Annotated in this window: 19 protein-coding genes; 14 read left to right on the plus strand and 5 right to left on the minus strand. The window is 49.4% G+C overall.

Features of this window, described 5'->3' with window-relative positions; genetic code table 11:
* The first annotated feature begins 36 nt into the window (after positions 1–36).
* From ACFQ2I_RS16165 to ACFQ2I_RS16205, 9 genes are all read left to right on the plus strand, one after another.
* The gene (locus tag ACFQ2I_RS16165; RefSeq protein WP_377565891.1) at positions 37–1,329 is read left to right on the plus strand and encodes a Gfo/Idh/MocA family protein; all 1,293 of its coding nucleotides are present in this window, start codon (positions 37–39) and stop codon (positions 1,327–1,329) included.
* 126 nt (positions 1,330–1,455) lie between these two features.
* Positions 1,456–2,139 (plus strand): phytanoyl-CoA dioxygenase family protein, encoded by a 684-nt coding sequence (locus tag ACFQ2I_RS16170; RefSeq protein WP_377565893.1) that lies wholly within the window; start codon positions 1,456–1,458, stop codon positions 2,137–2,139.
* A gap of 232 nt (positions 2,140–2,371) precedes the next feature.
* Positions 2,372–3,274: an ABC transporter permease gene (locus tag ACFQ2I_RS16175; protein ID WP_377565895.1), complete on the plus strand. Its 903-nt coding sequence runs from the start codon at positions 2,372–2,374 to the stop codon at positions 3,272–3,274.
* A complete protein-coding gene (locus ACFQ2I_RS16180) occupies positions 3,275–4,168 on the plus strand; it encodes a carbohydrate ABC transporter permease (RefSeq protein ID WP_377565898.1) in 894 nt (297 codons plus the stop codon). It abuts the gene before it with no gap.
* Between the two features lie 12 nt (positions 4,169–4,180).
* On the plus strand, positions 4,181–5,806 hold the full coding sequence (locus ACFQ2I_RS16185; RefSeq protein WP_377565901.1) for an extracellular solute-binding protein: 1,626 nt from the start codon (positions 4,181–4,183) through the stop codon (positions 5,804–5,806).
* A gap of 87 nt (positions 5,807–5,893) precedes the next feature.
* Complete coding sequence (locus ACFQ2I_RS16190; RefSeq protein ID WP_377565903.1) at positions 5,894–8,146, plus strand: glycosyl hydrolase family 95 catalytic domain-containing protein; 2,253 nt, start codon at positions 5,894–5,896, stop codon at positions 8,144–8,146.
* Positions 8,147–8,255: 109 nt separating this feature from the next.
* Positions 8,256–9,743: a cache domain-containing protein gene (locus ACFQ2I_RS16195; RefSeq protein ID WP_377565906.1), complete on the plus strand. Its 1,488-nt coding sequence runs from the start codon at positions 8,256–8,258 to the stop codon at positions 9,741–9,743.
* Positions 9,740–10,567: a helix-turn-helix domain-containing protein gene (locus tag ACFQ2I_RS16200; RefSeq protein ID WP_377565909.1), complete on the plus strand. Its 828-nt coding sequence runs from the start codon at positions 9,740–9,742 to the stop codon at positions 10,565–10,567. Before ACFQ2I_RS16195 ends, ACFQ2I_RS16200 begins: the two co-directional genes overlap by 4 nt.
* Positions 10,568–10,573: 6 nt before the next feature.
* The gene (locus ACFQ2I_RS16205; protein ID WP_377565911.1) at positions 10,574–12,154 is read left to right on the plus strand and encodes an extracellular solute-binding protein; all 1,581 of its coding nucleotides are present in this window, start codon (positions 10,574–10,576) and stop codon (positions 12,152–12,154) included.
* A gap of 198 nt (positions 12,155–12,352) precedes the next feature.
* Here the strand turns inward: ACFQ2I_RS16205 and ACFQ2I_RS16210 are convergent, their stop codons facing one another.
* Positions 12,353–12,691: a L,D-transpeptidase gene (locus tag ACFQ2I_RS16210; protein ID WP_377565915.1), complete on the minus strand. Its 339-nt coding sequence runs from the start codon at positions 12,689–12,691 to the stop codon at positions 12,353–12,355.
* A gap of 126 nt (positions 12,692–12,817) precedes the next feature.
* Here ACFQ2I_RS16210 and ACFQ2I_RS16215 point away from each other — a divergent pair, with 126 nt between their 5' ends.
* The 3 genes from ACFQ2I_RS16215 (at position 12,818) to ACFQ2I_RS16225 (ending at position 15,457) form a co-directional block, all read left to right on the plus strand.
* Positions 12,818–13,894, plus strand: coding sequence for a histidine kinase (locus tag ACFQ2I_RS16215; protein ID WP_377565917.1), 1,077 nt, complete (start codon positions 12,818–12,820; stop codon positions 13,892–13,894).
* Positions 13,891–15,030, plus strand: coding sequence for a response regulator (locus ACFQ2I_RS16220; protein ID WP_377565920.1), 1,140 nt, complete (start codon positions 13,891–13,893; stop codon positions 15,028–15,030). Before ACFQ2I_RS16215 ends, ACFQ2I_RS16220 begins: the two co-directional genes overlap by 4 nt.
* Before the next feature lie 127 nt (positions 15,031–15,157).
* A complete protein-coding gene (locus tag ACFQ2I_RS16225) occupies positions 15,158–15,457 on the plus strand; it encodes a hypothetical protein (protein WP_377565923.1) in 300 nt (99 codons plus the stop codon).
* A 109-nt stretch (positions 15,458–15,566) separates the two neighbouring features.
* Here the strand turns inward: ACFQ2I_RS16225 and ACFQ2I_RS16230 are convergent, their stop codons facing one another.
* Complete coding sequence (locus ACFQ2I_RS16230; protein ID WP_377566049.1) at positions 15,567–15,728, minus strand: hypothetical protein; 162 nt, start codon at positions 15,726–15,728, stop codon at positions 15,567–15,569.
* A gap of 350 nt (positions 15,729–16,078) precedes the next feature.
* Between ACFQ2I_RS16230 and ACFQ2I_RS16235 the strand changes: the two genes are divergently transcribed.
* Together ACFQ2I_RS16235 and ACFQ2I_RS16240 are read left to right on the plus strand one after the other, a co-directional pair.
* On the plus strand, positions 16,079–18,703 hold the full coding sequence (locus tag ACFQ2I_RS16235; protein WP_377565926.1) for an alpha-mannosidase: 2,625 nt from the start codon (positions 16,079–16,081) through the stop codon (positions 18,701–18,703).
* Between the two features lie 57 nt (positions 18,704–18,760).
* A complete protein-coding gene (locus ACFQ2I_RS16240; protein ID WP_377565929.1) occupies positions 18,761–19,948 on the plus strand; it encodes a GNAT family N-acetyltransferase in 1,188 nt (395 codons plus the stop codon).
* A 204-nt stretch (positions 19,949–20,152) separates the two neighbouring features.
* Here ACFQ2I_RS16240 and ACFQ2I_RS16245 read toward each other — a convergent pair whose 3' ends face one another.
* The 3 genes from ACFQ2I_RS16245 to ACFQ2I_RS16255 form a co-directional block, all read right to left on the minus strand.
* Positions 20,153–21,502, minus strand: coding sequence for an FAD-dependent oxidoreductase (locus ACFQ2I_RS16245; protein ID WP_377565932.1), 1,350 nt, complete (start codon positions 21,500–21,502; stop codon positions 20,153–20,155).
* 935 nt (positions 21,503–22,437) lie between these two features.
* Positions 22,438–23,451, minus strand: coding sequence for a LacI family DNA-binding transcriptional regulator (locus ACFQ2I_RS16250; RefSeq protein WP_377565935.1), 1,014 nt, complete (start codon positions 23,449–23,451; stop codon positions 22,438–22,440).
* An 80-nt stretch (positions 23,452–23,531) separates the two neighbouring features.
* Positions 23,532–24,005 (minus strand): DUF1722 domain-containing protein, encoded by a 474-nt coding sequence (locus ACFQ2I_RS16255; protein ID WP_377565938.1) that lies wholly within the window; start codon positions 24,003–24,005, stop codon positions 23,532–23,534.
* Positions 24,006–24,087 lie beyond the last annotated feature (82 nt).

A 24,087-nucleotide genomic window follows, 5' to 3' on the forward strand; every position in this document is an offset into this window, starting at 1 on the left:
CCTCTAGGCCAATACCCGTTAATAAGGAGGCGACTCATGATTCAGAATAATCGAGGCATTACAGTAGCCGTTATAGGAGCGGGCTCCAGAGGAGTCGGATATGCGAGGTATTTTCTCTCCAATCCTGTAGCGGGCAAAGTCGTTGCCGTAGCCGATCCAGACAGCGAGAGATTGAAAAAACTTTCGGATCAACACTTTGTTCATGAAGTCCATCGGTATGCGAACTATCAAGCTTTTTTTGAACAGCCCAAAATGTGCGACGCCGTACTCATTTGTACGATGGACCAGCAGCATTATGAACCAACGATGATGGCGCTAGAGAAGGGATACCACGTAATGGTGGAGAAACCGATGTCGCCAGATCCTATTGAAACATTGGACATGTCCCGCCAAGCTGATAATGTCGGGAAAATACTAATGGTCGGTCATGTGTTACGATACTCTCCTTTTTTTTATAAAATAAAATCGTTACTTCATTCCGGGGCAATTGGTGATGTCATATCAATTGATTTGATTGAAAATGTAGGTCATATTCACTATTCACACAGTTTCGTAAGAGGAAACTGGGGAAACAGTCGAAGATCATCCTTTATGCTTATGTCGAAAAGCTGTCATGACATCGATATTTTGCATTGGTTAATCGACAAGCCTTGTGTGAAGGTTTCCTCGTTTGGTTCACTGATGCATTTCAATTCGAACAATGCTCCGGAGGGCTCGACAGCAAATTGCTTCGACGGTTGTATTGTAGAGCGAAGCTGTCCTTACTCTGCTAACCGTATTTATGTGGAAAGAGGAGAGTGGCTTTGGCAAGTTACACAGTCAGAACGGAAAGAAGACCGAATACGTGCACTGCAAGAAGGTCCATACGGAAGATGTGTATATCGCTGCGACAACGATGTGGTTGATCATCAAGTCGTTTCCATGGAATTCGAGACGGGTATTACCGCTAGCTTTACGATGATCGCGTTTACGACAGAGGAATACAGAACGATAAAGGTGTTCGGAACAAAAGGACAATTGCGCAGTCATATGGGAAAGAATGAAATAGTTGTTTCCACTTTTAACGGCGATGTCGAAAAGTTCAATCCGGCGACGCATGCAGGTGGACATTTTGGAGCGGATCCCCTTCTTGTTGAGGATTTCGTTACGCAGGTCAATTCAGGACATGTTACAGGAGGTCGTACACATGCGAAAACTTCGGCTGATAGCCATCTGATTACATTTGCCGCAGAACAGGCTCGACTGCAAGGGGAAGTGGTCGAGATGGCGGAGTATGTATCTAATCTATCAAACCGGCTTAGCTCGGCATATATAGATAACAAATTATAATGATGAAGAGATCGGTTAAATACTGTCTGTGATATTAAATTTCGTCTCTTGAATGTATAGGATAGACAAAACTATGCTGAGAGCGAAGTGATTTATAAAATTTATTATAAAGCGAGGCTGAGAAATATGAACCAAACGTACAAAGAACAGTTCGACCGAGACGGATATGTTGTATTGAAGCAGTTATTCTCGGAGCAGGAAGTCAATGCATTGAAAAAAGAAGCGGTTCAAGTGTTGAAGAAGAAAGAGGTAGGGAAGGAAGGCGTCTATGTCGGAATGGCGGCTGCCAGTCCAATCTTTGCGGCAGCAGCTGATAAAGAAGAATTGGCAGAGGTGCTGCAGGAGATTATCGGTGAAGAAGTTGTATTTTTGAGCGACAAAATTGTGTTTAAGGATGCCGGTACGGATTTCGGTTCGCCCTGGCACCAAGACTATCCCTATTGGAAAGGCAGCCACAAATATTCGGTATGGATCGCTCTCGACGATGCCGACGCTGATAACGGATGTCTGCGCGTAGTGCCGGGCTCACATTTGTATGGCGATATCAACCACCAGGGTGATGCGTCTGACGGTCTGGGGTTTGGTAATCGGTTAAGAGAGCAAGATATCGATCCGGATCAAATCGTAGATTTGAAGGCTTCGAAAGGCGACGCTATCGTATTCCATGATCTGCTGTTCCATGCTTCCTATCCGAACAAGTCGGGCAAGGAACGCTGGGCGCTTATTTCTACATATAAGGACGGAACGCAAGCCGATCCGCATTACGATTGGGCCACAGCTGCGTTCGTAGTAGGCCGTTCCCGAAGTTAGGGGATGCAATCCTATCGAATGAAGAGACGAGAAGCGCGAGTATCAAAGTGGTTTTTCACTTGATACTTGTGCTCTTTTTCATTAGGTCGTGAATTCTAATCATCTAATTATTTGTACATATCGGATAACTAATGAAATGATGACGATCTAATGATTTATCAATTGCCTAACCTCTAGCAGTCAGCTATTGTAAGTAACGCACAGAGCATATCCGAAAGGGGGTGACTAATCCATGTATAGCTTTGCCCAGACGTTTTGGCGCCAAAAATACTTATATCTGATGGTGTTTCCAGGATTGTTAATCGTACTTATATTCGCTTATTTTCCAATGTACGGGGTGTTGATTGCTTTTAAAGATTTCAATGTGGCAAAAGGCATATGGGGAAGCGAGTGGGTTGGATTTAAATACTTTCATGAATTTCTTAACAATCCAATGGCGCTGCGAACTGTGAAGAACACGTTCCTGCTGGGAACATACAGTCTGATATTCGGGTTTCCGGCACCGATTGTACTTGCGTTGCTGTTGAACGAAATTCGGTTGCTAATGTTCAAGAAATTCGTGCAAACGGTTTCATATTTTCCGCATTTCATCTCAACTGTTATCATTGTGGGCATGCTGAAGGAGTTCACTTCTCTGGACGGTTTGTTCAATACGATTACGGGCTGGTTGGGGATGGAGGCGGTTAATTTCATTACCGAACCGGAATATTTCCGTACGTTGTTCGTGGGATCCGGCATATGGCAAGGGATCGGCTGGGGAACCATTTTGTATCTGGCCGCTCTAAGCAATGCCGATCCCACACTTTACGATGTAGCTTCTATTGATGGAGCGAACCGATGGCAGAAGATAAAGCATATATCGATTCCCGCCATACTGCCAACGACAATTATCTTGTTCATTCTTTCCGTCGGGGGCATTCTTGGGACCGATTTCATGAAGGTAATGCTGATGTACAATCCCGGAACTTACGAGACCGCTGATGTCATCGGGACATACGTGTACAGGGTAGGGCTGGAAGGAGGGAGATTCGAATACAGCGCCGCCGTCGGCTTGATGTTGTCTATCATTTCTTTCCTGTTCGTCCTAGTGACGAACAAGATGTCGCGCAAATTTTCCGAAACAAGCTTATGGTAGGTGAATGTATTGGGGTATAAACAAAGCTTCGGTTCCCGCTTGTTCGACACGTTCAATTATGGGGCAATGTTGCTGCTTGTCGTCGTTACCGTCTATCCGCTGCTCCATGTCATCGCCATCTCGTTAAGTCATGCGGATTATATTTCACTCGGTCAGGTAACCTGGTTCCCGAAAGGATTCAATATTAAAGGCTATGAAATCATATTTGGCAAGCCGCTTCTGTACATTAGCTATAAAAATACGGTCATGTACGCTGTCGTTGGAACGCTTCTGACGCTGCTGTTGACTTCATTGATGGCTTATCCGCTTACAATAGCGAAGTTTCACTTGAAGAAGGCAGTAACCATCTTTCTTGCGGTGACAATGTTTTTCAGCGGGGGCATGATTCCAACGTATCTATTGATGAAGGAACTTAATTTGCTTAATACATTCTGGGTCATGGTGCTGCCAGGCTGTATCAGCGCATATAACGTCATTATTTTCCGAACATTCTTTCAGAACATACCAAGTGAACTGCGCGAATCAGCTTATATGGATGGAGCAAGTGACTTAACCGTCTTGTTCCGGATATATCTGCCTTTGTCGAAGGCGCTGCTTGCCACCTTCGCATTGTTCGCCATCGTTGCGCATTGGAACGAATGGTTCAGCGCTCTTATTTATTTGAAGGACGAGAATCGGTATCCGCTGCAGATGTTTTTGCGGAGCATTATATTTACACAGCAGGGCTATGGCAGTAGCGCGCAAGTGACGGAGATGATCCAGAATCGTCAGATCAATCCGAAGAATATTCAAATGGCGGCGATTGTGATTACAATGGCGCCGATTCTATGTATTTATCCGTTTGTGCAGAAGTACTTCGTCAAAGGCGTTATGATAGGTTCGATAAAAGGCTGAGGGGGAGCATGTATGAAAAAAGGAATGATAGGACTGCTAGCGCTTATTTTTATCATTGCGGCATTGTTGAGCGGCTGCAGCAGCGTTACGGATAACGAAAACGGAAAAACGGACAATGGCAATGGCGGCAGTGAAGGGAAGAGTGAGGCATTGAAGCTGAAGGTCGTCATTCCGCATTTCGGAGGCGACCCCACCGGCACGCTTGTTCAGCAGGAATATGAGAAAGAAATCCAGCAGTACTTGGGAATCGGCGTAACCATTGAATGGACGCGCATCCCGTGGGGCGAATATAAAGAAAAAACGCAAGTGATGCTGACGAGCGGCGATATCCCCGACGTTATGCTTGTCCTCGGCCAGGACAACATTATTAAATACGGCGAACAGGAGCTGTTTGTCGATCTGGCGGAGTACATGGATGTAATGCCGAATTATATGGAGTTCGTAAAAGCGACGGATAACTACGAGAAGTATTTGATGAGCGACAGCAAGCAGCTTTTCGCATTCTATGACGGCTTCACGAATCCGTCGGATATTGAGCCAAGCCAATATGCAACCGCTTACCGTCTTGACGTGTTCGAGAAGCATAACATAAAGGTGCCGACCACGCTGGATGAATTGTACAAAGCCGCCAAAGAGCTGAAAGAGCTGTATCCGGATTCCTATCCGGTAGGACAGAGCGAGCAATACTTAAACTATGACGGTATATTAAACGCCAATCATACTTCTGGCGGCATCTACTGGAACGGTGAGAAGTATGTATATGGCCCAACAGAAGAAGCATTCAAGGAAGCGCTGATGTTCCTGAACAAGCTGTATTCCGAGAAGCTTCTCGATCCGGCTTACTGGTCAGATAATATGGATGAGGCGAAGCCGAAGGCATCTACAGGCAAAACGTTCATCTATCCGCTGATCTGGTCGGGATATGTAGCTGACTTCAATGCCAACCAACAGGCGGGCGTGACTTGGACATTGGCGATGGGTCCTGATAATCCAAAGTATGGAAAATCATGGAAGTATGACAGCGAGCCGAAAGGTAAAGGCGTAAACAATGGCTACGGAATCGTCGTATCGGCCAAAGCCAAAAATACAGAACAGATTATCCGCTTGCTTGATTACCAGTATAGCGATAAGATGATTAATTTGCTCATGTGGGGAATCGAAGGCAAGAGCTATGAGGTCAAGGACGGTAACAAGCAGTTTTTACCGGAAATAAAGGAGTCCGGGGATTTCGTTGGCGAGCTTGCGAAGCTTGGCGTATCGGTATCGATGCGGACGAGGCCAGGTATCGTGTTCACGCCACAAGAGCGTATTGCGAAGTATATGTCGATACCTGACGTCATGTTCTACCATGACGGTAAGGCTCAGCTTGAAAACTATTGGCTCGCGAGCGACAAATACGGCGGCAAACAATCGATTTCACCGATAAACCGTGCGCCGAAGCTATTATTTTCGAAAGACGAGAATGATCGAAGAGCCAATACGATGACGCCGATCGATACGTATGTGAAGGAATCTGCGGTCAAGTTCATTAAAGGCGAGATGAGCTTCGATGACTGGGATAAGTTCCAGGACACAATGAAGAAGATGGGGGACTACGAATCCATTCTTCAAATGTTTAATGATAAAGTGACATCATAATACATCCATGAGAAGCATGCCGTCCGAATGTTCGGACGGCCTACGCCTTTTCAAGATGGAATCGAACTTATTAAGGAGAGTAGAAAGATGAGAAAATATTACCTTCAATTCAACGGACCGATTGTCAGATGGGACGAAGCTATTCCTCTGGGCAATGGGAGGACAGGCTGCTTGCTATGGGGAGACGGCGAACTGCTGCGCTTCAGTCTGGATCGCGGCGACCTCTGGGATCTTCGACTGGCGCCTGAAGTGGAGGATGAACGGTTCACTTATGCGGACATGATCGAGTGTGTGAAGCGCGGCGATGAGGAAGGACTGTATCGGCGATTCGACCGTATATACGAGAAATATCCCTACCCCAGTAAATTACCGGCAGGACGACTGGAACTCCGCTTCGGTACTCCCGCCAATGGAGTCATTAATAAATTAGATCTGCAGGAGGCACTTGCACATGTAGAGTTAAAATTTCAAGATGATTATATTGTCCAAGTATCGAGCTTCCTTCATGCCGTGAACGGACTAGGCTATATCCGCATTGTCGGGGATCGGGCTGCGGACGGCTATCTGGATATTGTCGCACCGGATTATGTGGGTGAGCATGTGGACGATAAGAGCGATTCCGTCTTTCATACGAGCCTGACCAGGCTGGGTTATCCGGCCGCTACGATGCATACCGAAGGCTCCGTGCGTTGGTTTCATCAGCGAACCGCGGATGATCTGGAGTATGCGATTGTCGTAGAGGAACGGCAATGTGAAGCAGGGGAACGTGTAGCGGTGTACGCCATCGCGTCCAATCGTGATGGAGAGTCGTGGCTAGAAGAGGCGAAGCGCAGGATTGCTTCCGCACTGGATGAGGGATTCGATGTAGCGCTATGCGAGCATGCCTCGTGGTGGGCCAGATATCAGGAAAAGAGTGGAATCAACCTGCCAGATGAGGAAGCGGAAAAGATGTGGGTGCTGAATAACTATTTGTTCGCTTCCTGCTCACGTAAGGGAGCGCCCCCAATGCCCCTGCAAGGGGTGTGGACCGCTGACGAAGGACGACTACCGCCTTGGAAAGGCGATTATCATCACGATTTGAATACGCAGCTTAGCTATTGGCATTATTTAAAGGCGAATCGTCTGGAGGAAGGGGAGAGCTTCATTGACTTCCTATGGAACTTACGTTCTGAAGGAAGGCGCTTCGCTACGAAGTTCTATGATGCGCCGGGAATTAACCTCCCATCGGTCATGACGCTTGCCGGCGGTGCGATGGGCGGCTGGCCGATGTACAGCTTAAGTATAACGAATCAGATTTGGCTATGCCAGGCGTTCGATCATTATTGGCTGCACACGGGCGATGGAGATTTTCTGCGTAACAAGGCGTATGTATATTTCAAGGAAACGGCAGACTGCGTACAGCGCTGGCTGGAGCCTGGAGAGGACGGCAAGCTGAGACTTCCCGTGTCAAGCTCACCGGAAATTCACGATAACACGCTGAACGCTTGGCTGGATCCAATGAGTAATTACGATCTGGCGCTGCTCATATATTTGTTCCGCCGTCTGTTGGTTATGGCTGAGTGGTTAGGGTACGCCAATGAGGCCGAAAGGTGGTCTGAAGTGTTGGAGTTGCTGCCGAAGTTAGCGGTGAATGAAAAGGATGTTCTAATGATTAACCCGACAGAATCTCTTGCGAATAGTCACCGGCATATGTCGCATATGATGGCGATCTATCCTTTGCAACTGCTCGATCTGCGCGGATCGGAGCGCGATCGTGCCATCGCCGATGCGACTATTCGCAATCTGGAGCTGCTCGGGAAGGGGCAGTGGGTTGGTTATTCATTCGCATGGGCAGCAGCTATGTATGCAAGGCAAGGGAACGGAGAAGCTGCCATCTACCATCTGCGTCAAATGTGGCGTCATATGTGCTCACCCAACGGCTTTCACTTAAACGGCGATTATAAGCATGCCGGCATCTGCATGTATCATTATCGCCCGTTCACACTCGAGGGCAACTTTGCGGCTGTATGTGCTCTGCAGGAGATGCTGCTTCATACAGATGAAGGAACGATTCGTGTGTTCCCCGCACTGCCGGCGGAATGGGCTTCGCAAACTGTTCAATTCCATGATTTCCGCGGTGAGATGGGTGTGCTTGTAACAGCGAGTATGAGCAGCAATGAGATGGAATTTATCAAGCTGTGTGCCGAACGCGCAGGCAAGTTTCGGGTGCAGAACGATTTCGCGGGGGATCGTCTGCAGCTTCGCTTCGATGGGAGAATTGAGCAACTTGCGTGTCCTCGCGGAGAAATATTCGACATTACCTTAATGCAAGCGGAGGTATGTACAATCACTGCTATGTAATCTCTAGTATTGGTAACAAGGAGTCAAGCTGGAGCTTTGAATGATCATGAAGAGTTATGGTATGATTAATCAAAAGCTTTTGTATGCGTTTACATGTTAGGAGGATCGCATGAGAAAATTGATTAGATCGTTCCCTCGCAACGCAACAGCCGAAATCAAGAAAAAGACGCTAGTCGCGATTTTCTTGCGTTTTTTCGTGCTAATATTGCTGATTCTTCTAGCATCCGGCACAATAGCCGTTTATTCCAATTATCGGATGATTGAAGATGCTAGGGAAGCGAACCGCAACTATTTGCGTGCTGTATCCTCGTCCATCGACAACTTGTTAAATAAAATCAGGGACAAAGGTTACAGCATCTCATCCGATCCCCATTATGTGAATCTGCTGTCCATGACGGACAAGTCGCAGAGTCGCTACTCTTCTTCATCGTATTTGCTGAGCGGGAAACTGTACAATCTATATATGAGCGATGATGCAGTAGACGATTCCTTCATATACTTCGCCAATCTCGATACAATAATTGCAGGATCCGGCGCTTATGATACAGAATTTTATTTGAACAAGTATAATCGCTATAGCGATTATTCACAAATGTTCTGGAACGGTATGGCAAGCGGAACGGTATCATCGATCTTTCCGGCAACGGAAGTGTTCAGGCGAAGTGGCATATTGGAAGAAGTGCCTTACAAAACTATTATTCCGCTTGTTCTCAACATTGAAAGCGTTGCTGGAACGCGAAGTTTCATGATCGTAAACATTGATGAGCAGAAGATATACGAGATGATCGATAATATGAACATTACAAAAAAAGGCGACGTCTATTTAATCGATACGCTTCAAAATCGGCTAATCAGTTCGACCGATCGCGACAAGCTAGGAGATACGTTCAACCCTGAAGCACTCCAATTGGATATGAATGGCGGAACGACTGAAGTAAAGCTTGGCGGTAATGACTATCTCTTTTCATATCAGCCGTCTTCCTGGACCAGCCTGGCCTTTATCGTCGTAACGCCGGAGAAGGCGCTGACCGGACCTATATATAAATTTTGGTATATGACATTTGGTTTAATCGCCTTGTTTATGTTGTTCGGAATAATAATAGCTGTCTTTTTCTCGCGACGTATCTATTCGCCCCTCGCAGAGATGGTTCAAGTCGTGAAGCGGTATGCCAAGGCGCCTTTCGAGAGCGGTACGTCCGAATACGAATATATTAAGGAGAGCATTACGACGCTGTATCGGTATCAGCAGGAAAGCATGCCATCCATGCTTCAGATCTTTCTGTACCGTGCATTGAATCAGCAGTTGAATCGGGAGGATATTGATCATTTCTTGCGAAATTACGATTTTTATAGGGGTGGAGGCAATTTTGCGCTTGTCATCATAAGAGCCGATTACAATCGAGATTATCGTATGCCGTCTGAGTCGCTTAATCAGTTGCTGGCTGCCTTCCAAAGACCGGTGCTTGACATCACAGCCAATGAGAGCGTCATGTTCATCCAGGAGCGTGACTCGGGTGTAGCGGAATCTTTCGCAGCTGAACAGCTGTATAAGGTTTTGACCGGATATGAACGGGAATATGAAGGGAAGTCAGCTTGACGGTCGGCGTTAGCACACTCTTCAATCGGCTGGAGCATATCCATACGGCTTACAAGGAGGCTTGCGATATTCTTGACATGCGCAGCGTTGGCGAGCGCGGTATGCTGTTTCATGCGGCAAGCGCCTTGCCGGGCAATGCGAACGTCTTATTTGCTTCAAATAAGAAAGAGACCGCCCGAAAATATTTAGAAAATGGGCATGTGGAAGGCGCGGCCCAACTGTTGGTTCAGCTCTTCACGGAAGCTCGTGAGCAGAATATGCGATTCGCTGCGTTCCGGCAAACGGCCAGCGACCTGTTGTATTACGCCGTGGAAGCGGTGTACGCCCGCCGTATCGATGAAGATAAGGTGTTCGGTATGCCAGCCGGCGAGATGATCACTTATGTTAACTCGCTTCACAATCCCGGTTCAATCGAAGCGGCTTGCCTTAGCGTATATAACAATGTGACATCGCATATTCAAGCCTTACAACAATCCAATCAAGCTATTGCCGGCATGCTGGAATATATCGCCGAACATCTGGCGGAAGCGAACTTGACGGCGATCGCCGAGCGATTCAATATGAATTCCAACTATGTGTCCCAATATTTTAAGAAGCATCAAGGGGTTACTTATACGGATTACATCAATCGCCTGCGCATCGAAAAAGCGAAAGAGCTGCTGCTTAACTCAAATGATAAGGCAGCCGACATAGGCAGAAGCGTTGGTTTCAATAATGCGAACGCTTTCATTCGGATGTTCAAGAAGCTGGAAGGCGTAACGCCGAGCGAATACCGGAAGGATACGAGAAGGATGGTAGGCGGTTATTCTACTATGGAAGGGTGAAGCGGCATGCTGATTGACAAGAAACGCGCGATGTTGCTATTTGTTGTCTGTATCTTGGCAGCCGTACTGTTGGGGTCTTATTCCAGTGTCAGTCAGGGAACGGATCAACCGCCATCTATTGTTATCAAGGCGGCTGTTCCGTCATTCGAACGGGACAGAAACACGCTCATCGATCAGGAGTTTGAACGGCGGACGGGCATGAAGTTCGACTGGTTGCAATTTCCTGTTCATGAATACAATAAACGGATTAATCAGGTGCTGACTTCAGCCGGGGAAAAACCGGACATTTTCATCGTCAACAAAAAGATGGTGCAGCGGTTCGGTTCGCTTGGGCTGCTGCTCGATCTGCGCCCTTATCTGGACCGCATGCCGAATTTAAGGAAATGGACGGAGCAATACCCGGACATTGTGGATAATATTTTAACGGAAGAAGGCAAGCTCCATGCCATCGATGGCTTTAACACTTACGGCCAAATGCCGACAGGCTACATGTTGCGGGAGGATATTTTCTATCGTAACGGCATGCTGCTGCCTGCTTCGTTCGATGAGTTATATGAATCACTGAAGCGGCTAAAGCAAATTTATCCCGATTCTAAGCCAATCTCGAACCGTTGGGGAGCGGGCATTTTTTTGGAGCAATTTTATAACGCGTATCGTACGCGAAGCGGTATTTATTTCAGTAACGATGAGATGTCATTCAAATTCGGCCCATTTGAACCCAATTTCAAAAAAGCGGTGGAGATGGCTCGCAAATTTTACACGGCCGAGCTAATTGATCCCGATTTTGCTACGGTTGCGGAACCGCAATTTTTTGAGAATTTGATCAACGGCCAAACGTTTGCATTGTTCGGTGAATATTTCGTTGAGATGGACGACTGGGTGGAGATGGGGAAAAAAAGCGATTCTTTTTTTAGTCTGAAGGCTGTACTGCCATTCGTTACGGGTACCGGCTTACAGGCTCTACAACCAGTTCAGTATCCAGCTTCAAATGGTAGTTGGATGATTGCCGTCAATGCGAATTCCCCCTATATCGAGGAGTTAATCAAACTGATTGATATGCAATACTCAGAGGAAATTATAGAACTAACGAACTGGGGCATCGAGGGTGAAACGTTCGTTCGTGTAAACGGGGAACGCAAATATGTCTCCACCTTGCGAACCAGGCTAAACCCGGTAGGTACAATTACTCCGAAAGAACTTGGTGTGGACGGTCGAACCGGTGTGTGGACTCCTTACGATCAGGATGCGGAATATGCGAGACGTTGGGGAGCCATCGGTCTGGAGTCCCAGCGGCTCTATAACGACAATGTAAGTGACATCGGTTTTTTTGCGGGACCCACTATTGCATTCAAGCAGGACGAGATGATTGAAATTACAAAAACCATGACGCCGATCGAGAATTTCGCCAGCTTGAAGCTTATTCAATTCGTGACCGGTGAACTTGGAATGGAGAAAGATTGGAACGACTTTCTGGATGAGCTTTACAAGATGGGAGCGGGAGATATTCTGAAGCTCTACCAGCAAAAGTATGAAAAGCTGCCGGATGAGAGAAAGGTGCTGAATAAAACGATGAAATTATCAGGTTGAGTCGGCCATACAGCTAACTGGATTTTATGTCACTAAATTTATTGAAATGCTATTGATTGTTACAAAGAAATGGATTTCATGCTACTGTTTCGTCCAATTATTGCAATTGTGATCGATTTAGCCTAAATTAGCTGTACATATTCCATTAGAAGTGTGTGAACGCTTGTTCTCCAACTCTTGTCTTCTAATCTGCTTCATCTAACCCCGTATCATCACCCTTGTACCGACAGGAACGAGCTGTGCCAGCTCCAGTACGTCGCGATTATACATCCTGATGCACCCATGGGATACTTCGTGGCCGATTGATGATGGATCGTTCGTTCCGTGAATGCCGTAGGACGGCTTCGACAACCCCATCCAGAATGCGCCGAACGGACCGCCCGGATTCTGTTGCTTATTAATAATGGCATATTCTCCGGTCGGCGTAGGTGTCAGCATCTTCCCGATTCCGACCGGAAAACTGCGGACGACTGCATTGTGATCGAGCAGATGGAGTTGACGATCCGACAGATCAACAATGATTTTATATTGTGCCATCGTGCTCTCCCTTCACATTTTTACTATACATGCTATGTAGCCGACGATAGATTGGAGCATGACGTTCATCTATTGTTAAGAACAACTGATTATAATGAAAGGGAGAGTGAATAGTGGGGGAGAAGGATGAATGAACATCGAACTACTCATTGCCATCCTGAAGCAAGCGGACGTTCTGTCGACGCCTGCCGAGAGCGGGAAGTGTTTGTTGCTTCGAGCGATATAATCATTATTGAGCATATCAACTGTATGCTGGAGGGGGACGGTTGCCGCGTCACGTCAGCTTTCTCCATAGAGGAAACGTATGAGAGAATTATGACGGTAGACCGACCTGACATCGTACTGATTGATGTAGCGTTATCGGATGGTCAAGGCTATGTGTTATGTCGACGGATAAGGGAGAGATTCTCCGGAGTAGTTCTTCCCTTGCTGTTGATCAGTGATCGCATAACGCCTCTCGACATTGAGGCGGGTCTTGAAGCGGGAGGCTGTGACTTCGTGAGGAAGCCGCTGGATGCCGGGGAGATTCGGATGCGCATGAACATGTTGCTGTCTATGAAGCAGTTTGTAAAGGAAGCAGCAAGGCATGAGATGGCGTTCCTGCGCTCGCAGATCAAGCCGCACTTCCTGTATAATGCGCTCGGCACGATTATGTCCCTCTGCTATACGGACGGAGAGCGAGCAGGAGAGCTGCTGGGCGCATTCAGCCGATACCTGCGCATGATTTTACATATAGACAATATGGAAGATACTGTTATGCTAAGGAAAGAGATGGAGCTTATTGACGCTTACATCTACATTGAGAGGGAGCGCTTCGGGGATCGAATTCAAGTTCTGTTCGATGTGGACGAGAGCTTGTATGGAGCATATATTATGCCGTTAACGATCGAACCGTTAGTCGAGAATGCCATTCGTCACGGCCTGACAAGTAAAATGGACGGCGGTACGGTTCGGCTTACGATAAGGAGGCTGGGACCGCACATGCAAGTCGTTGTAGAGGATGACGGCATCGGCATGTCAGAAGAGCAGGTGAAGCGTATATTGAACCAGGACAAGGGTGTGAAAGGCATCGGATTCCGGAGCATTATTCGCCGCATCATGCCATTCACAGACCAGTATCCCGTCATTGAGAGCGCACCGGGCCATGGGACAAAGGTCGTCTTGACGTTACCATTCTTGAACAGAAAGGATGCCAGCAGATGATTAGAGCTTTTTTGGTCGATGATGAAGTACACGCCATTCAATTATTAGAGTATTTTTTGGATATAATCGGCGATGTTGAAATTATCGGACAAGCGGGTAGTGGTGCGGAGGCGTTATCCCAGCTACGTGTCTGCAAGCCTGATGTGTTGTTCCTGGATATCGAGATGCCCGGTATGAACGGTATTGAGCTGGCGGAAGAAATACGAAGTGAATATCCGGGTTTGCCCATCATTTTTATCACGGCATACGACCAGTATGCCGTTGCGGCATTCGAACAGGAAGCGATCGATTACTTGCTCAAGCCGCTGGAATTACCCAGATTGGAGAAGACGGTAGCGCGGGTGCGTCGGGAGTTGGACAAGCGAGCCGAACAGTCCGCTATAGAAGCTATGCCGCAGCGCAACGGGAAGCTGACGATTCGGCTCTTGGGCAAATTCTACGTCGGGGCGGAGGGAATAGGCGAGATCAAGTGGCGAACGGCAAAGGAGCGAGAACTATTGGCCTTCCTGGCCGCTCATAGCTCCATGCGCGTTCATCGCGACGCGATTATTGAGCAGCTGTGGCCGGAGGAGCATTATCAGAAGTCGAAGATATATTTGCATACGTGCATTAGTTTGCTTCGCAAGCACTTCAAGCAGCTCGGGTTCGATCGAATATTGACTTACGAACAGGAGCATTATTCGCTGGACCCCGACAAAGTCGATAATGATATCGTGATATTCCGCCAACTCGTCCAGCAAATAAGTACACTTTCTAACGTTTCGTTCTCCATGGAGGAAGGCAAACAAGTGTTAGCGGCTTATCAAGGGCGGCTGCTGCAGGAGGAGGATTACGTATGGGCGCATGCCGAAGCAGAGTGGCTGGACAAGTCGGCGTGCCAATTGCGGATACTGCTGTCTCAGCACTATATGAAGCAAGACGATTATGACAAGGTCATTCAGCTGGCCCGGGAGACGGTTGCCTATTCCCCTTATGACGAAGAGGCCTATCGGTTGCTCATGAACGCCTACCATGCCACGGGGAATAATGCTCAAGTGATGCGGGTTTATCGTGAATTGACGGACAGATTGGAGGAGATGCAAATCAGGCCTTCACAAGTGACAAGTGAGTTATATCACCGAATTTGTAGCATTTGATAGGGCAACAACAGGGCCGGATAGCTGATCAAGCTGTCGGGCCCTGTTCATTGTGTCGGCTTTGCGCGACTTCGAAGCATGGCCCGGCTTTGCGGGATTATTTTGTCGTGTGGAACAGATGAACTAGATGTCGGAGATTAGCGTCAGCGAGGCCTCCACGCTGAAAATTACTGCAATTGAAGGCGTTAATTTATCTCAATTCGCGACCAACTTCCTAACGCAGTCCCTTAGTGCGGGAGTGAATAACCTTGATCTCATCAGTAAGCTTAATACGATTGCTATGGACCCGCAGGATGATGGTGTAGCCTTAATTCTTGTCAATGAATGGGACGAGGACAATAATGGCCTGACTATTGGAGGCGAGCTATTCGACGGTTCGGGCAACTCCCGGACGGTTACGCTGACGATTATTATTGACGAAGTTTAAACATACTGGAATTGTTAGCTGAGATAACTTGCGTGATAGGAACAGGGCCCCCCTTTCGCTGCCCTGTTTGTGTTATCTTGAGCCAACTGCTATCGTATTTCGATTTTCTCTATGTCAACTCCAGCTTCGAGAACGGCTTGCGGTACTGGACCGGCGTGTAGCCTGTCCCCTTCTTAAACTTTCGGATGAAGTCGGAAATATCCAGTCTTCGCTGCCATATATATTGCATAAAGTTGAAAGGGTATTCAATATATAATGTAGAAGTGTACATGTTAATTGCAAATTCACCATGTCGTAACAGAAGGGGCCAGGGACTGGAGCGTATATACAACTCGGCGCAACGGCGACTGGGTCTATGAGGAGGGGTATCATTCATTAATTTAATCGTTAAGAAAAAGAGGTGGTACCTACGTGCTCGGCGAATATGTTCAGAAGGGACGCAGCTTCCATGCAGATGGGAGAAAATGGGGAGGGAAGGAGGCGAAGGCCTACGCGCGGAAGGCGGCACTGTCTTCTTGCAATGATTATTCGTACAAAGTTGGTTGATGAGAGTGGAAATGCGGCGCGCAAGAGTGGCGTAGCAATGGAAGTAGAACATGCACGATTGGAGGAGGAAAAGGGATGAAAAGAAAAGAAGGAGCAAGTGCAAGCGTTCACCTGATTGGCAACGCCCATCTGGATCCGGTATGGCTATGGCCGTGGCAGGAAGGGTTCTCGGAAATAAAAGCGACCTTCCGTTCCGCGCTTGACCGATTGAAGGAATATCCGGCATTCATGTTCACATGCGCATGCGCTTCCTATTACAAGTGGGTGGAGGAAAATGAACCCGCCATGTTCAAGGAAATTGCGGAACGCGTCGCGGAGGGAAGATGGATCATCACAGGTGGGTGGTGGATTCAGCCGGACTGCAATCTGCCCTCCGGAGAGTCGTTCGCTCGCCATGGGCTGTATGGACAGCGATACTTCCGGGAGAAGTTCGGGGTGATGGCGAAGGTAGGCTACAACGTCGATTCCTTCGGACATCACGCGATGCTGCCGCAAATTCTGAAGCTGAGCGGGATGGACTACTATCTGTTCATGCGGCCGGAAGCGCATGAGAAGGAGTTGTCCAGCGATCTATTCTGGTGGGAGTCCGCGGATGGCAGCAGAGTAATGACCTTCCGTCTGGCGGACAGCTACGGGAATCATTACCGGGACGGATTGAAGGGCAAGGTGCTGAAGCATAAAGGACTGGCTGAGGAGAAGGGCCATCCGTATATGACGTTCTACGGCGTAGGCAACCATGGCGGCGGCCCGACCATCGCCAATATCGAGCTGCTGGAAGAGCTTCGCCAAGAGCAAGGCGAAGGAACGATCCTGTTCAGTTCGCCCAATCATTACTTCGCGGAGATGGAGCGGCAGTCGCCGTCCGTTCCCGTCATTCGGGACGAAATGCAGCGCCATGCGGTGGGCTGTTATTCCGCCCATTCGGAGTCCAAGGCGTATAACCGTCTGGCGGAGCACCGGCTGCTCAGCGCCGAGAAATTCTCCAGCCTCGCCCATCTTGCGCATGGCTTGCCTTATCCAGGAGCGGCGCTGCTGCAGGCATGGGACAATGTCATGTTCAATCAGTTCCATGACGTGATGGGCGGGTGCAGCATCAGGGAGGCGTTCGAGGATGCGCGGCAAATGTACGGCGAGTCGTTGACGATAGGCGCTAGAGCCCTCAATGCGGCCGTTCAGAAGCTGTCATGGTCGATTGACACGATGAAGCCGGAGGTGAAGTCGCTCAGCAAGGAAAAAGATTGGATGACATGGGAGCAAGGTGACCTCGGCATTCCGTTCGTCGTATTCAACCCGCTGTCGTGGGAGGTGGAGGCGCCGGTCGTCATGAACAGAGTCGTGAGCGGCTTGCAGGACGATCAAGGAATCGCCATGCAGCTTCAGACAGTGCGCAGCTCCCGTACCAACGGCTCGGAAGACAAATGGGACACCCTGTTCCTGGCACGCATTCCCGCACTTGGCTACCGTGTCTATTGGGCTTATCGCGACAAGGTGCTGCGGCCGGAAGATGGGGACAGAGTGATGCCTGGATACGAGAGGCGAGGTAACGGGAACATGACGATGCAAGAGAGCCTGGAGCACGGTGACGGGAACAAGACAGAGAACGGAGGGCACAGAGGAGGCGGGGGGAAATCTCCTTCGGAAGCCCATGTGCTGGAGAACAAGTGGCTGCGAGTAGAGCTGCAACCGCATACGGGTTATATCGCCCGCATACTGGATAAGGATAGCGGCAGAGAGCTGTTCCGCGGCAAGGGAGCCGTGCCGATCGTTATCGACGAGCATCACGCAGATACTTGGGGGCACGGGCTGGAGCGATTCCGGGACGAGATCGGCCGCTTCGCCGATGCCGAGCTGAGGGTGGTGGAGGACGGCCCGATATGTCGGACGATTCGAGTGACTAGCCGCTATAATCGCTCGCTGCTGCGGCAGGACTTCAGCTTGTATGCGCATGCGAAGGAGCTTCGCGTGAAGGTGCAGCTGGACTGGCGGGAGCAGCACAAAATGCTGAAGCTGTCTTTTCCCGTAAATGTGGAGCGTCCGGAGCATACAGCCGAAATTCCGTACGGCTTCATTCAGCGGGCGGCCGATGGCGTAGAGGTGCCGGGACAGCAATGGATTGATGTAAGCGGAGAAGCGCCGGGCAAGGAGGGCGAGCGCCTAGGGATGGCATTGCTTAACGACAGCAAGTACAGCTATGATGTCCAGGATAACGAAATGCGGTTGACGGCGGTGCGCAGCCCCATCTTCGCCGACCATTACGGTGAGCGGGATGACCAGGTGGAGTTCATGGATCAGGGAGTGCAGGAATTCGCTTATGCGCTTCTGCCGCATGGAGGGGACTGGCGTGAGTATGGTATTGCACGAAGAGCTTATCAATTAAATGTGCCGCCCGTTAGTGTATGGGAGACGTATCATAGCGGTTCGCTGCTGCAATGCGGCGAAGGATTATCGGTCACTTCGCCGCAAGTCATCGTGACGGCGTTCAAGCGAGCGGAAGACGGAGGCGGCTGGATCGTGCGCGGCTACGAGACGACGGGACGCAAGACGATTGCCCGCATCCGCATCCCGCTGTTGAAGAGAGAGTGGGAATGCTCCTTCGGCGCTTGCGAGATTAAGACGTTCTACTTGCCGGAGGACGGCTCGACTCCCGTAAGGGAAGTGAACATGCTGGAGCTGGCGCTAGAGGAAAAGAAGGAGGAGTGATCCTATCTTATCCGAAGCATAGATTTACATGGTTCCCGGGGCGGGGATCTAAGGAGGATGATTGCACTGCAGGATGTAATCGTGCGACAACTCATGAGGGAGGATATGCCGGAAAGCGTTCGGATGGGGGAATATTGCTTCCATTACGAGCTTTCCGAAGAGCAGCGGATAGTGCGGGCGGAGCAGACCGATCCTTCTTCCATGCTGGGCTTATTCGTTGAAGGCAAGCTGGCATCTCGCTTAATGGTGCATTCCATGCGCATCTATGTGCAAGGGCGACTCATGGATATGGGAGGCGTGGCGGGAGTGGCGACATGGCCGGAGTACCGGGGGAGAGGGGCGGCCGACAAGCTGATGCGGGCTGCATTGGCTTCCATGAGAGAGGTCGGGCAGACCGTCAGTCTGCTTCATCCGTTCCGCTTCGCTTATTACAGGAAGCTCGGCTGGGAGCTGCTAAGCGAATACCGGATGTATGAATGCCCTCCGGCTATACTGCAAGGGCTGGGGGGCAAGGAGTACACGACTCGCCGTACGGACGATTGGCGAGTGCTGGATACGCTATATACGCGATATGCGATGCGTTATAACGGCATGCTGCAGCGGGACGAGGCATGGTGGAAGAAGCTTCTGGCGGGCGACAGTGCGCATCGAGCCGTCTGCTATGACGGTGAAGGCAAGCCGCAGGGCTATGTGCGATACAAGGCGAGTGGCTGCACTATGATCATTTACGAGCTTGTTCCGCTCGTTGCCGAGGCTCGATTATCTCTGCTGGGCTATATCGGGGCCCATTGCTCGCTAATCGATGCTGTCAAGCTACGCTCTCCGATTGTTGATCCGCTTCTGTTCTTGTTGGCGGAGCCGGGCGTCAAGCATGAGCTCAAGCCAGACTTTATGGCACGCATTGTAGATATAGAGTCTTTCCTGAAGCAGTATCGTTTTCAATCCGGCGGATCTTCAGGGTCATTGCTGCTACAGGTTACGGACAGCGCTGCGGCATGGAATAACGGCAGCTTCTTATTGGAGATTAATGCGGCGGGAGTAGGCAGCTGCAGCCGTTGTAACGATTCGGCAAGCCAGAGGCCTGCAATTGAAGCGGACATTGGCGCATGGACCGCCATGCTGCTAGGTGTTATGCGTCCATCCATGCTGCGGGAATGCGGCCGCCTCACGGCATCCGATCATCAAGTATCCGTGCTGGAGCGCTTCATTCCGGCGATGCCAGCTTATTTTGCAGATTCCTATTAGAAGGGAAGAGGGGGAAGGGAATTGCTGATGCTGAAAATGGTGCAGAGTCTGATGGGGAGAAGTGTCGGCGGAGATTATTCAGATCACTGAACGGCCCGATGAGATTCGTGCAACAAGAATTAGAGAACGGCGAGATCATCTGATGAACTCTCGCCGATCTCCGTGCTCCAGCGGAGGGTTCATAGCTTGCTGCTGATCAACAAGCTATCTACCGAGCTCCGCGCCCGCATCAAGGAGGGCCTGCTGCAATTGCTCGATGGAGAGGTCGCTTGCCGCGCAATCTTGCTTGGCGGCCAAGGCCGCGGCGGTGCCGGCAGCTTGCCCTAGCGCCATACAGCTTGGCGTCAGCCTTGCTGTCGCTTGCGCCTCATGAGAGGTGGAGATACAGCGGCCAGCGAGCCACAAGTTGACCATTCCTTTCGGCACAATAGAACGATAGGGGATATCATAAGCTCCCCCTTCGGCAATAAAGTTGGCGGTGACTCCGGCGCCTTTCGGATCGTGAATATCAATGGGATAGCCGCTGCGCGCAATGCAATCATGGAATTTACGAGCGCTTAGCACATCCGTTCCCGTCAGAATATATTCACCAATGACCCTCCTGGTTTCCCGGACGCCGATCTGCGGCGCTACTTGGGATACATAGGCGTTCTCAAAGCCGGGAATATAAGTTTGGAAAAAATCCTCCAGTTGGTACACTTGCTTGCGTCCTTCTACTTCCGCTTCAGTTAAGTGCGCCGTATTTGTTGGATCCAGCCCGGAGATGCGGGATATGTTGACGAGCACCTCATCTTCTCCGGGGCCTGCGAACATTAAGACACCGTCTCTGGCAATCGGCAGTGCGGCCTTCGCCCACAGATCGTAGTAGCCCATAACACCGGTAATAGGCAATTCGTCCAACTGATCGATAAGCGATTTTTTATAAAATTGCTCCGGATGGCTTTGCATATATTGCTTGATTGCATCGTGACGCACGCCTTTCAAGCGAAACTTCATGGTCATAGGCTGTACCTTCTGCTCCTCATTGCCCATCTCCCAAGGCGCTCCGGCGTAATAAGCGACATCGCCGTCTCCGGTAGCGTCGACATAGCAGCGGGCTTGAATGGATGCGACGCCACTCTTGTTATGAATAGTAACTGAACGAATACGGCCATCTTCCGCATCCGCTCCGGTTATGAAGGAATGTAGCATTAGAGTAACGCCAGCTTCCTTCAGCATTTCGAAGGCGAGCAGCTTGTATTTCTCTCCATCGTACGGGGTAACTGTGTGTACGAATCCGATCGTATCCCGCAAATGGCCGGGTGAAGCGCCCATGGCCATTAATCTTTCGACAATTTCCTGGGCAATACCACGAATTACTTGATCGCCGGCTGCGGTGTGGAAGGTCATCCAGGGATAGACAAGCGCAGCGGTAGACATCCCTCCCAGAAATCCATAGCGTTCTATCAAAATTGTCTTGGCTCCGCTGCGTGCTGCGGCTAGTGCTGACGTAATGCCTGCTGGTCCGCCTCCAAGGACGGCTACATCGAATAACTCGTTCGTAGTGGACATCATGGAATAATCACAACCTTACTGATAGATTTATGATGCAAGATGACAAGACAGAGAGACAAAGAGACAAAGAGACAAAGAGACAAGATGAAATAGAGAAAAGAAAACATAGAGCAAGAAAACATAGTGACAAGAAAACATAGAGAAAAGAAAACATAGTGACAAGAAGACATAGTGACAAGAAAACATAGAGAAAAGAAAACATAGTGACAAGAAGACATAGTGACAAGAAGACATAGTGACAAGAAAATATAGAGACAAAAAGCAAAGTGAAAGGGGCTCACAACATTGGGAGCGCTCCCAGATTTTAAGCTAATTGTACATGATGACGATAGAGAGAGCAAGAAGTAATTTGAATATAATAGGATGGGTGCTCGCTTTAATGTGCTGCAAGGAATGTAACCTGACTCAGAATGAAGTGGAGTAGTATGGAGAAACGAAGGCCTTATTCTCCCATCAGCTTAGGATGAAGAAGATTATATTGGCAATGGATGAATCATTGAGCTGCCAACTTGACACGATACGCTAGCGGTACGAGTAACTGGAAAAAGTACAGGTATATATTCCAAAAGGGGAAGAAAGAATGCGAATAGCTGGAAAAAGTACAGGTGGATTTCGGATTTTCGAAATATGCTAGCCGAAATGGAAATACAAGTGTACTTTTTCCATTTGAAACTGAAAATAGAAGCTAATCTAGAGCAGTGAACTGTACTTTTTCCATTTAGTGCCCGTGCTTAGCCCATCTGCTGTCCATGCTGTTATCATATGTCATTCTAGGATTCCGCTGATCTAGCATATACTAGCCAAGCAGACCAGCCATGCAGGCCTTACTAATCCTGTCCTGTTAGCGCAGAAACTGAAAAAGCACGCCATGACGCTCCTGAATAAAGAGCTGAATAATGAGGATAGTGATGTATTTGCTGCTGTCCTGCAATACCTCAGCTGCTGGAACGCACGATCAGCTTATTCGCAATGTAGATGTCATGCGACGTAGTTGGATCGAGCTCGCCGGAGAGCCGACTCAGCAGCATGCGGGCTGCGGCTTCACCCAGGCCGCTCTTGTCTTGCCGTACCGTCGACAACGAAGGATTGGCGTATCGCGCAGCTGCAATATCGTCATAGCCGACGACAGCGATCTCTTCCGGAACGCGAAGCCCGTGCTCCTGCAGCGCTTTTACAGCGCCAAGCGCCATAATATCATTGGCGGCGAAGATAGCGTCGAACGCCTCTCCATCCCGCAACAGCTGCCGCACAACTTCGTAAGCGCTCTGCTCCTCCGCATCGCCTGCCACGGTCAATCGCGAATCGACAGGTAAGCCGGCTTGCCGATGCGCGTCGCAATAGCCCTCATAACGCTTGGACTCATGGTAGGTGCCGCTATAGCCGCTAATATAAAGAATGCGTTTCCTGCCGCCTGCAATCAGATGCGTCACCGCATTATTCACCCCGTCACGGTAGTCTGATGTGACGCAATGGAGCGGAATGTCCGACGCAAGTCTTTTGCCGACGAGTACGAAGGGCAGCTGTTTGTCGTAATAGTATTGCAAGTATTCGTCCTGTATGTCTTCTCCCATGACGATGAGGCCGTCAATCTTCCTCTTGTCGGCAATGGTGCGCCAATATTCCCTGTCATACGGTCTGCGGTCCGCGAACAGCAGCAGATCATAAGCGCGCGATGCCACATGCTCTTGTATGCCCTGAATGACTTCATAGAAAATATGGTGGCTTAAAAACGAGGAGGTCAGCCCAAACACGACGACACCGATATTTTCCGTCTTGCCCCCGGCGAGCCCTCGCGCTTGCATATTAGGTTGGTATTGATGCTCGCGAATGACAGCCAGCACCTTCTTGCGCACTTCCTCCCGTACACCGGGTTGTCCGTTAATGACGCGCGAGACGGTTCCGCGCGATACTCCCGCCAGCTTGGCGATCGATTCCAATGTATGTGCCATGTTCCATTCCCCTCTAACTCACATCTCTACTTCTAACTATCTCATGTTCGCGATCTCTATTCAATGTTCGCGCGCCGACATCATTCAGCGTGTGAATGGTAAAGATGAGGGTAAGTGAATATCGTCTGTTCAAGCAGATAGCTTTGCGAGAGGTCGCTTGCCCACAGCTGGAGCTTCTGCAGCGGCTTCTGCAGCGACAGCGTGCCGTTGGAATATTGCTCGACTAGCAAGAGGAAGCGCTCCGTCTCTTCCTTGTCAAGCTGCTCGGAGACGTAGCCGAACATATGCTGAAGAGCATTACGATATGCGCCTCGGGACAAAGGTGTGACAGCTAGCGCATCAAGGAGCAAGCTCTCATATTGTTCATAGTCAATCCTGTTGCTTGAGTTGGAGGCGATTCTCCCCAGCTCTTTTTGCTTTGCGGGAATTGCGGCCATCAATAAGTATTTGTTCCTGCGTTGGAAGGCTTGAAGGAAGCTGCGGCGGGCATCCTTCATTCCGAACTCTGCCCAATCGGACATCAAATAATGGCAAGCCCATTCCTGTTCATTCATTTGTACTCAGTCCCCCATTAAAACGGATCAATCGGCGATTGCCGGGAATACCAAGCGATTCATTGGAAGGTCTCTACATCAT

It is taken from the genome of Paenibacillus chungangensis (assembly GCF_042675905.1).
Lineage (GTDB): Bacteria > Bacillota > Bacilli > Paenibacillales > Paenibacillaceae > Pristimantibacillus > Pristimantibacillus chungangensis.

Bases quoted from the DNA above. Each gene is read 5' to 3' on its own strand.
- ACFQ2I_RS16165 (WP_377565891.1), top strand. From the start codon at position 37: ATGATTCAGAATAATCGAGGCATTACAGTAGCCGTTATAGGAGCGGGC.
- ACFQ2I_RS16170 (WP_377565893.1), top strand. From the start codon at position 1,456: ATGAACCAAACGTACAAAGAACAGTTCGACCGAGACGGATATGTTGTA.
- ACFQ2I_RS16175 (WP_377565895.1), top strand. From the start codon at position 2,372: ATGTATAGCTTTGCCCAGACGTTTTGGCGCCAAAAATACTTATATCTG.
- ACFQ2I_RS16185 (WP_377565901.1), top strand. From the start codon at position 4,181: ATGAAAAAAGGAATGATAGGACTGCTAGCGCTTATTTTTATCATTGCG.
- ACFQ2I_RS16190 (WP_377565903.1), top strand. From the start codon at position 5,894: ATGAGAAAATATTACCTTCAATTCAACGGACCGATTGTCAGATGGGAC.
- ACFQ2I_RS16195 (WP_377565906.1), top strand. From the start codon at position 8,256: ATGAGAAAATTGATTAGATCGTTCCCTCGCAACGCAACAGCCGAAATC.
- ACFQ2I_RS16205 (WP_377565911.1), top strand. From the start codon at position 10,574: ATGCTGATTGACAAGAAACGCGCGATGTTGCTATTTGTTGTCTGTATC.
- ACFQ2I_RS16210 (WP_377565915.1), bottom strand. From the start codon at position 12,691: ATGGCACAATATAAAATCATTGTTGATCTGTCGGATCGTCAACTCCAT.
- ACFQ2I_RS16215 (WP_377565917.1), top strand. From the start codon at position 12,818: ATGAATGAACATCGAACTACTCATTGCCATCCTGAAGCAAGCGGACGT.
- ACFQ2I_RS16220 (WP_377565920.1), top strand. From the start codon at position 13,891: ATGATTAGAGCTTTTTTGGTCGATGATGAAGTACACGCCATTCAATTA.
- ACFQ2I_RS16225 (WP_377565923.1), top strand. From the start codon at position 15,158: ATGTCGGAGATTAGCGTCAGCGAGGCCTCCACGCTGAAAATTACTGCA.
- ACFQ2I_RS16230 (WP_377566049.1), bottom strand. From the start codon at position 15,728: ATGTACACTTCTACATTATATATTGAATACCCTTTCAACTTTATGCAA.
- ACFQ2I_RS16235 (WP_377565926.1), top strand. From the start codon at position 16,079: ATGAAAAGAAAAGAAGGAGCAAGTGCAAGCGTTCACCTGATTGGCAAC.
- ACFQ2I_RS16240 (WP_377565929.1), top strand. From the start codon at position 18,761: ATGATTGCACTGCAGGATGTAATCGTGCGACAACTCATGAGGGAGGAT.
- ACFQ2I_RS16245 (WP_377565932.1), bottom strand. From the start codon at position 21,502: ATGATGTCCACTACGAACGAGTTATTCGATGTAGCCGTCCTTGGAGGC.
- ACFQ2I_RS16250 (WP_377565935.1), bottom strand. From the start codon at position 23,451: ATGGCACATACATTGGAATCGATCGCCAAGCTGGCGGGAGTATCGCGC.
- ACFQ2I_RS16255 (WP_377565938.1), bottom strand. From the start codon at position 24,005: ATGAATGAACAGGAATGGGCTTGCCATTATTTGATGTCCGATTGGGCA.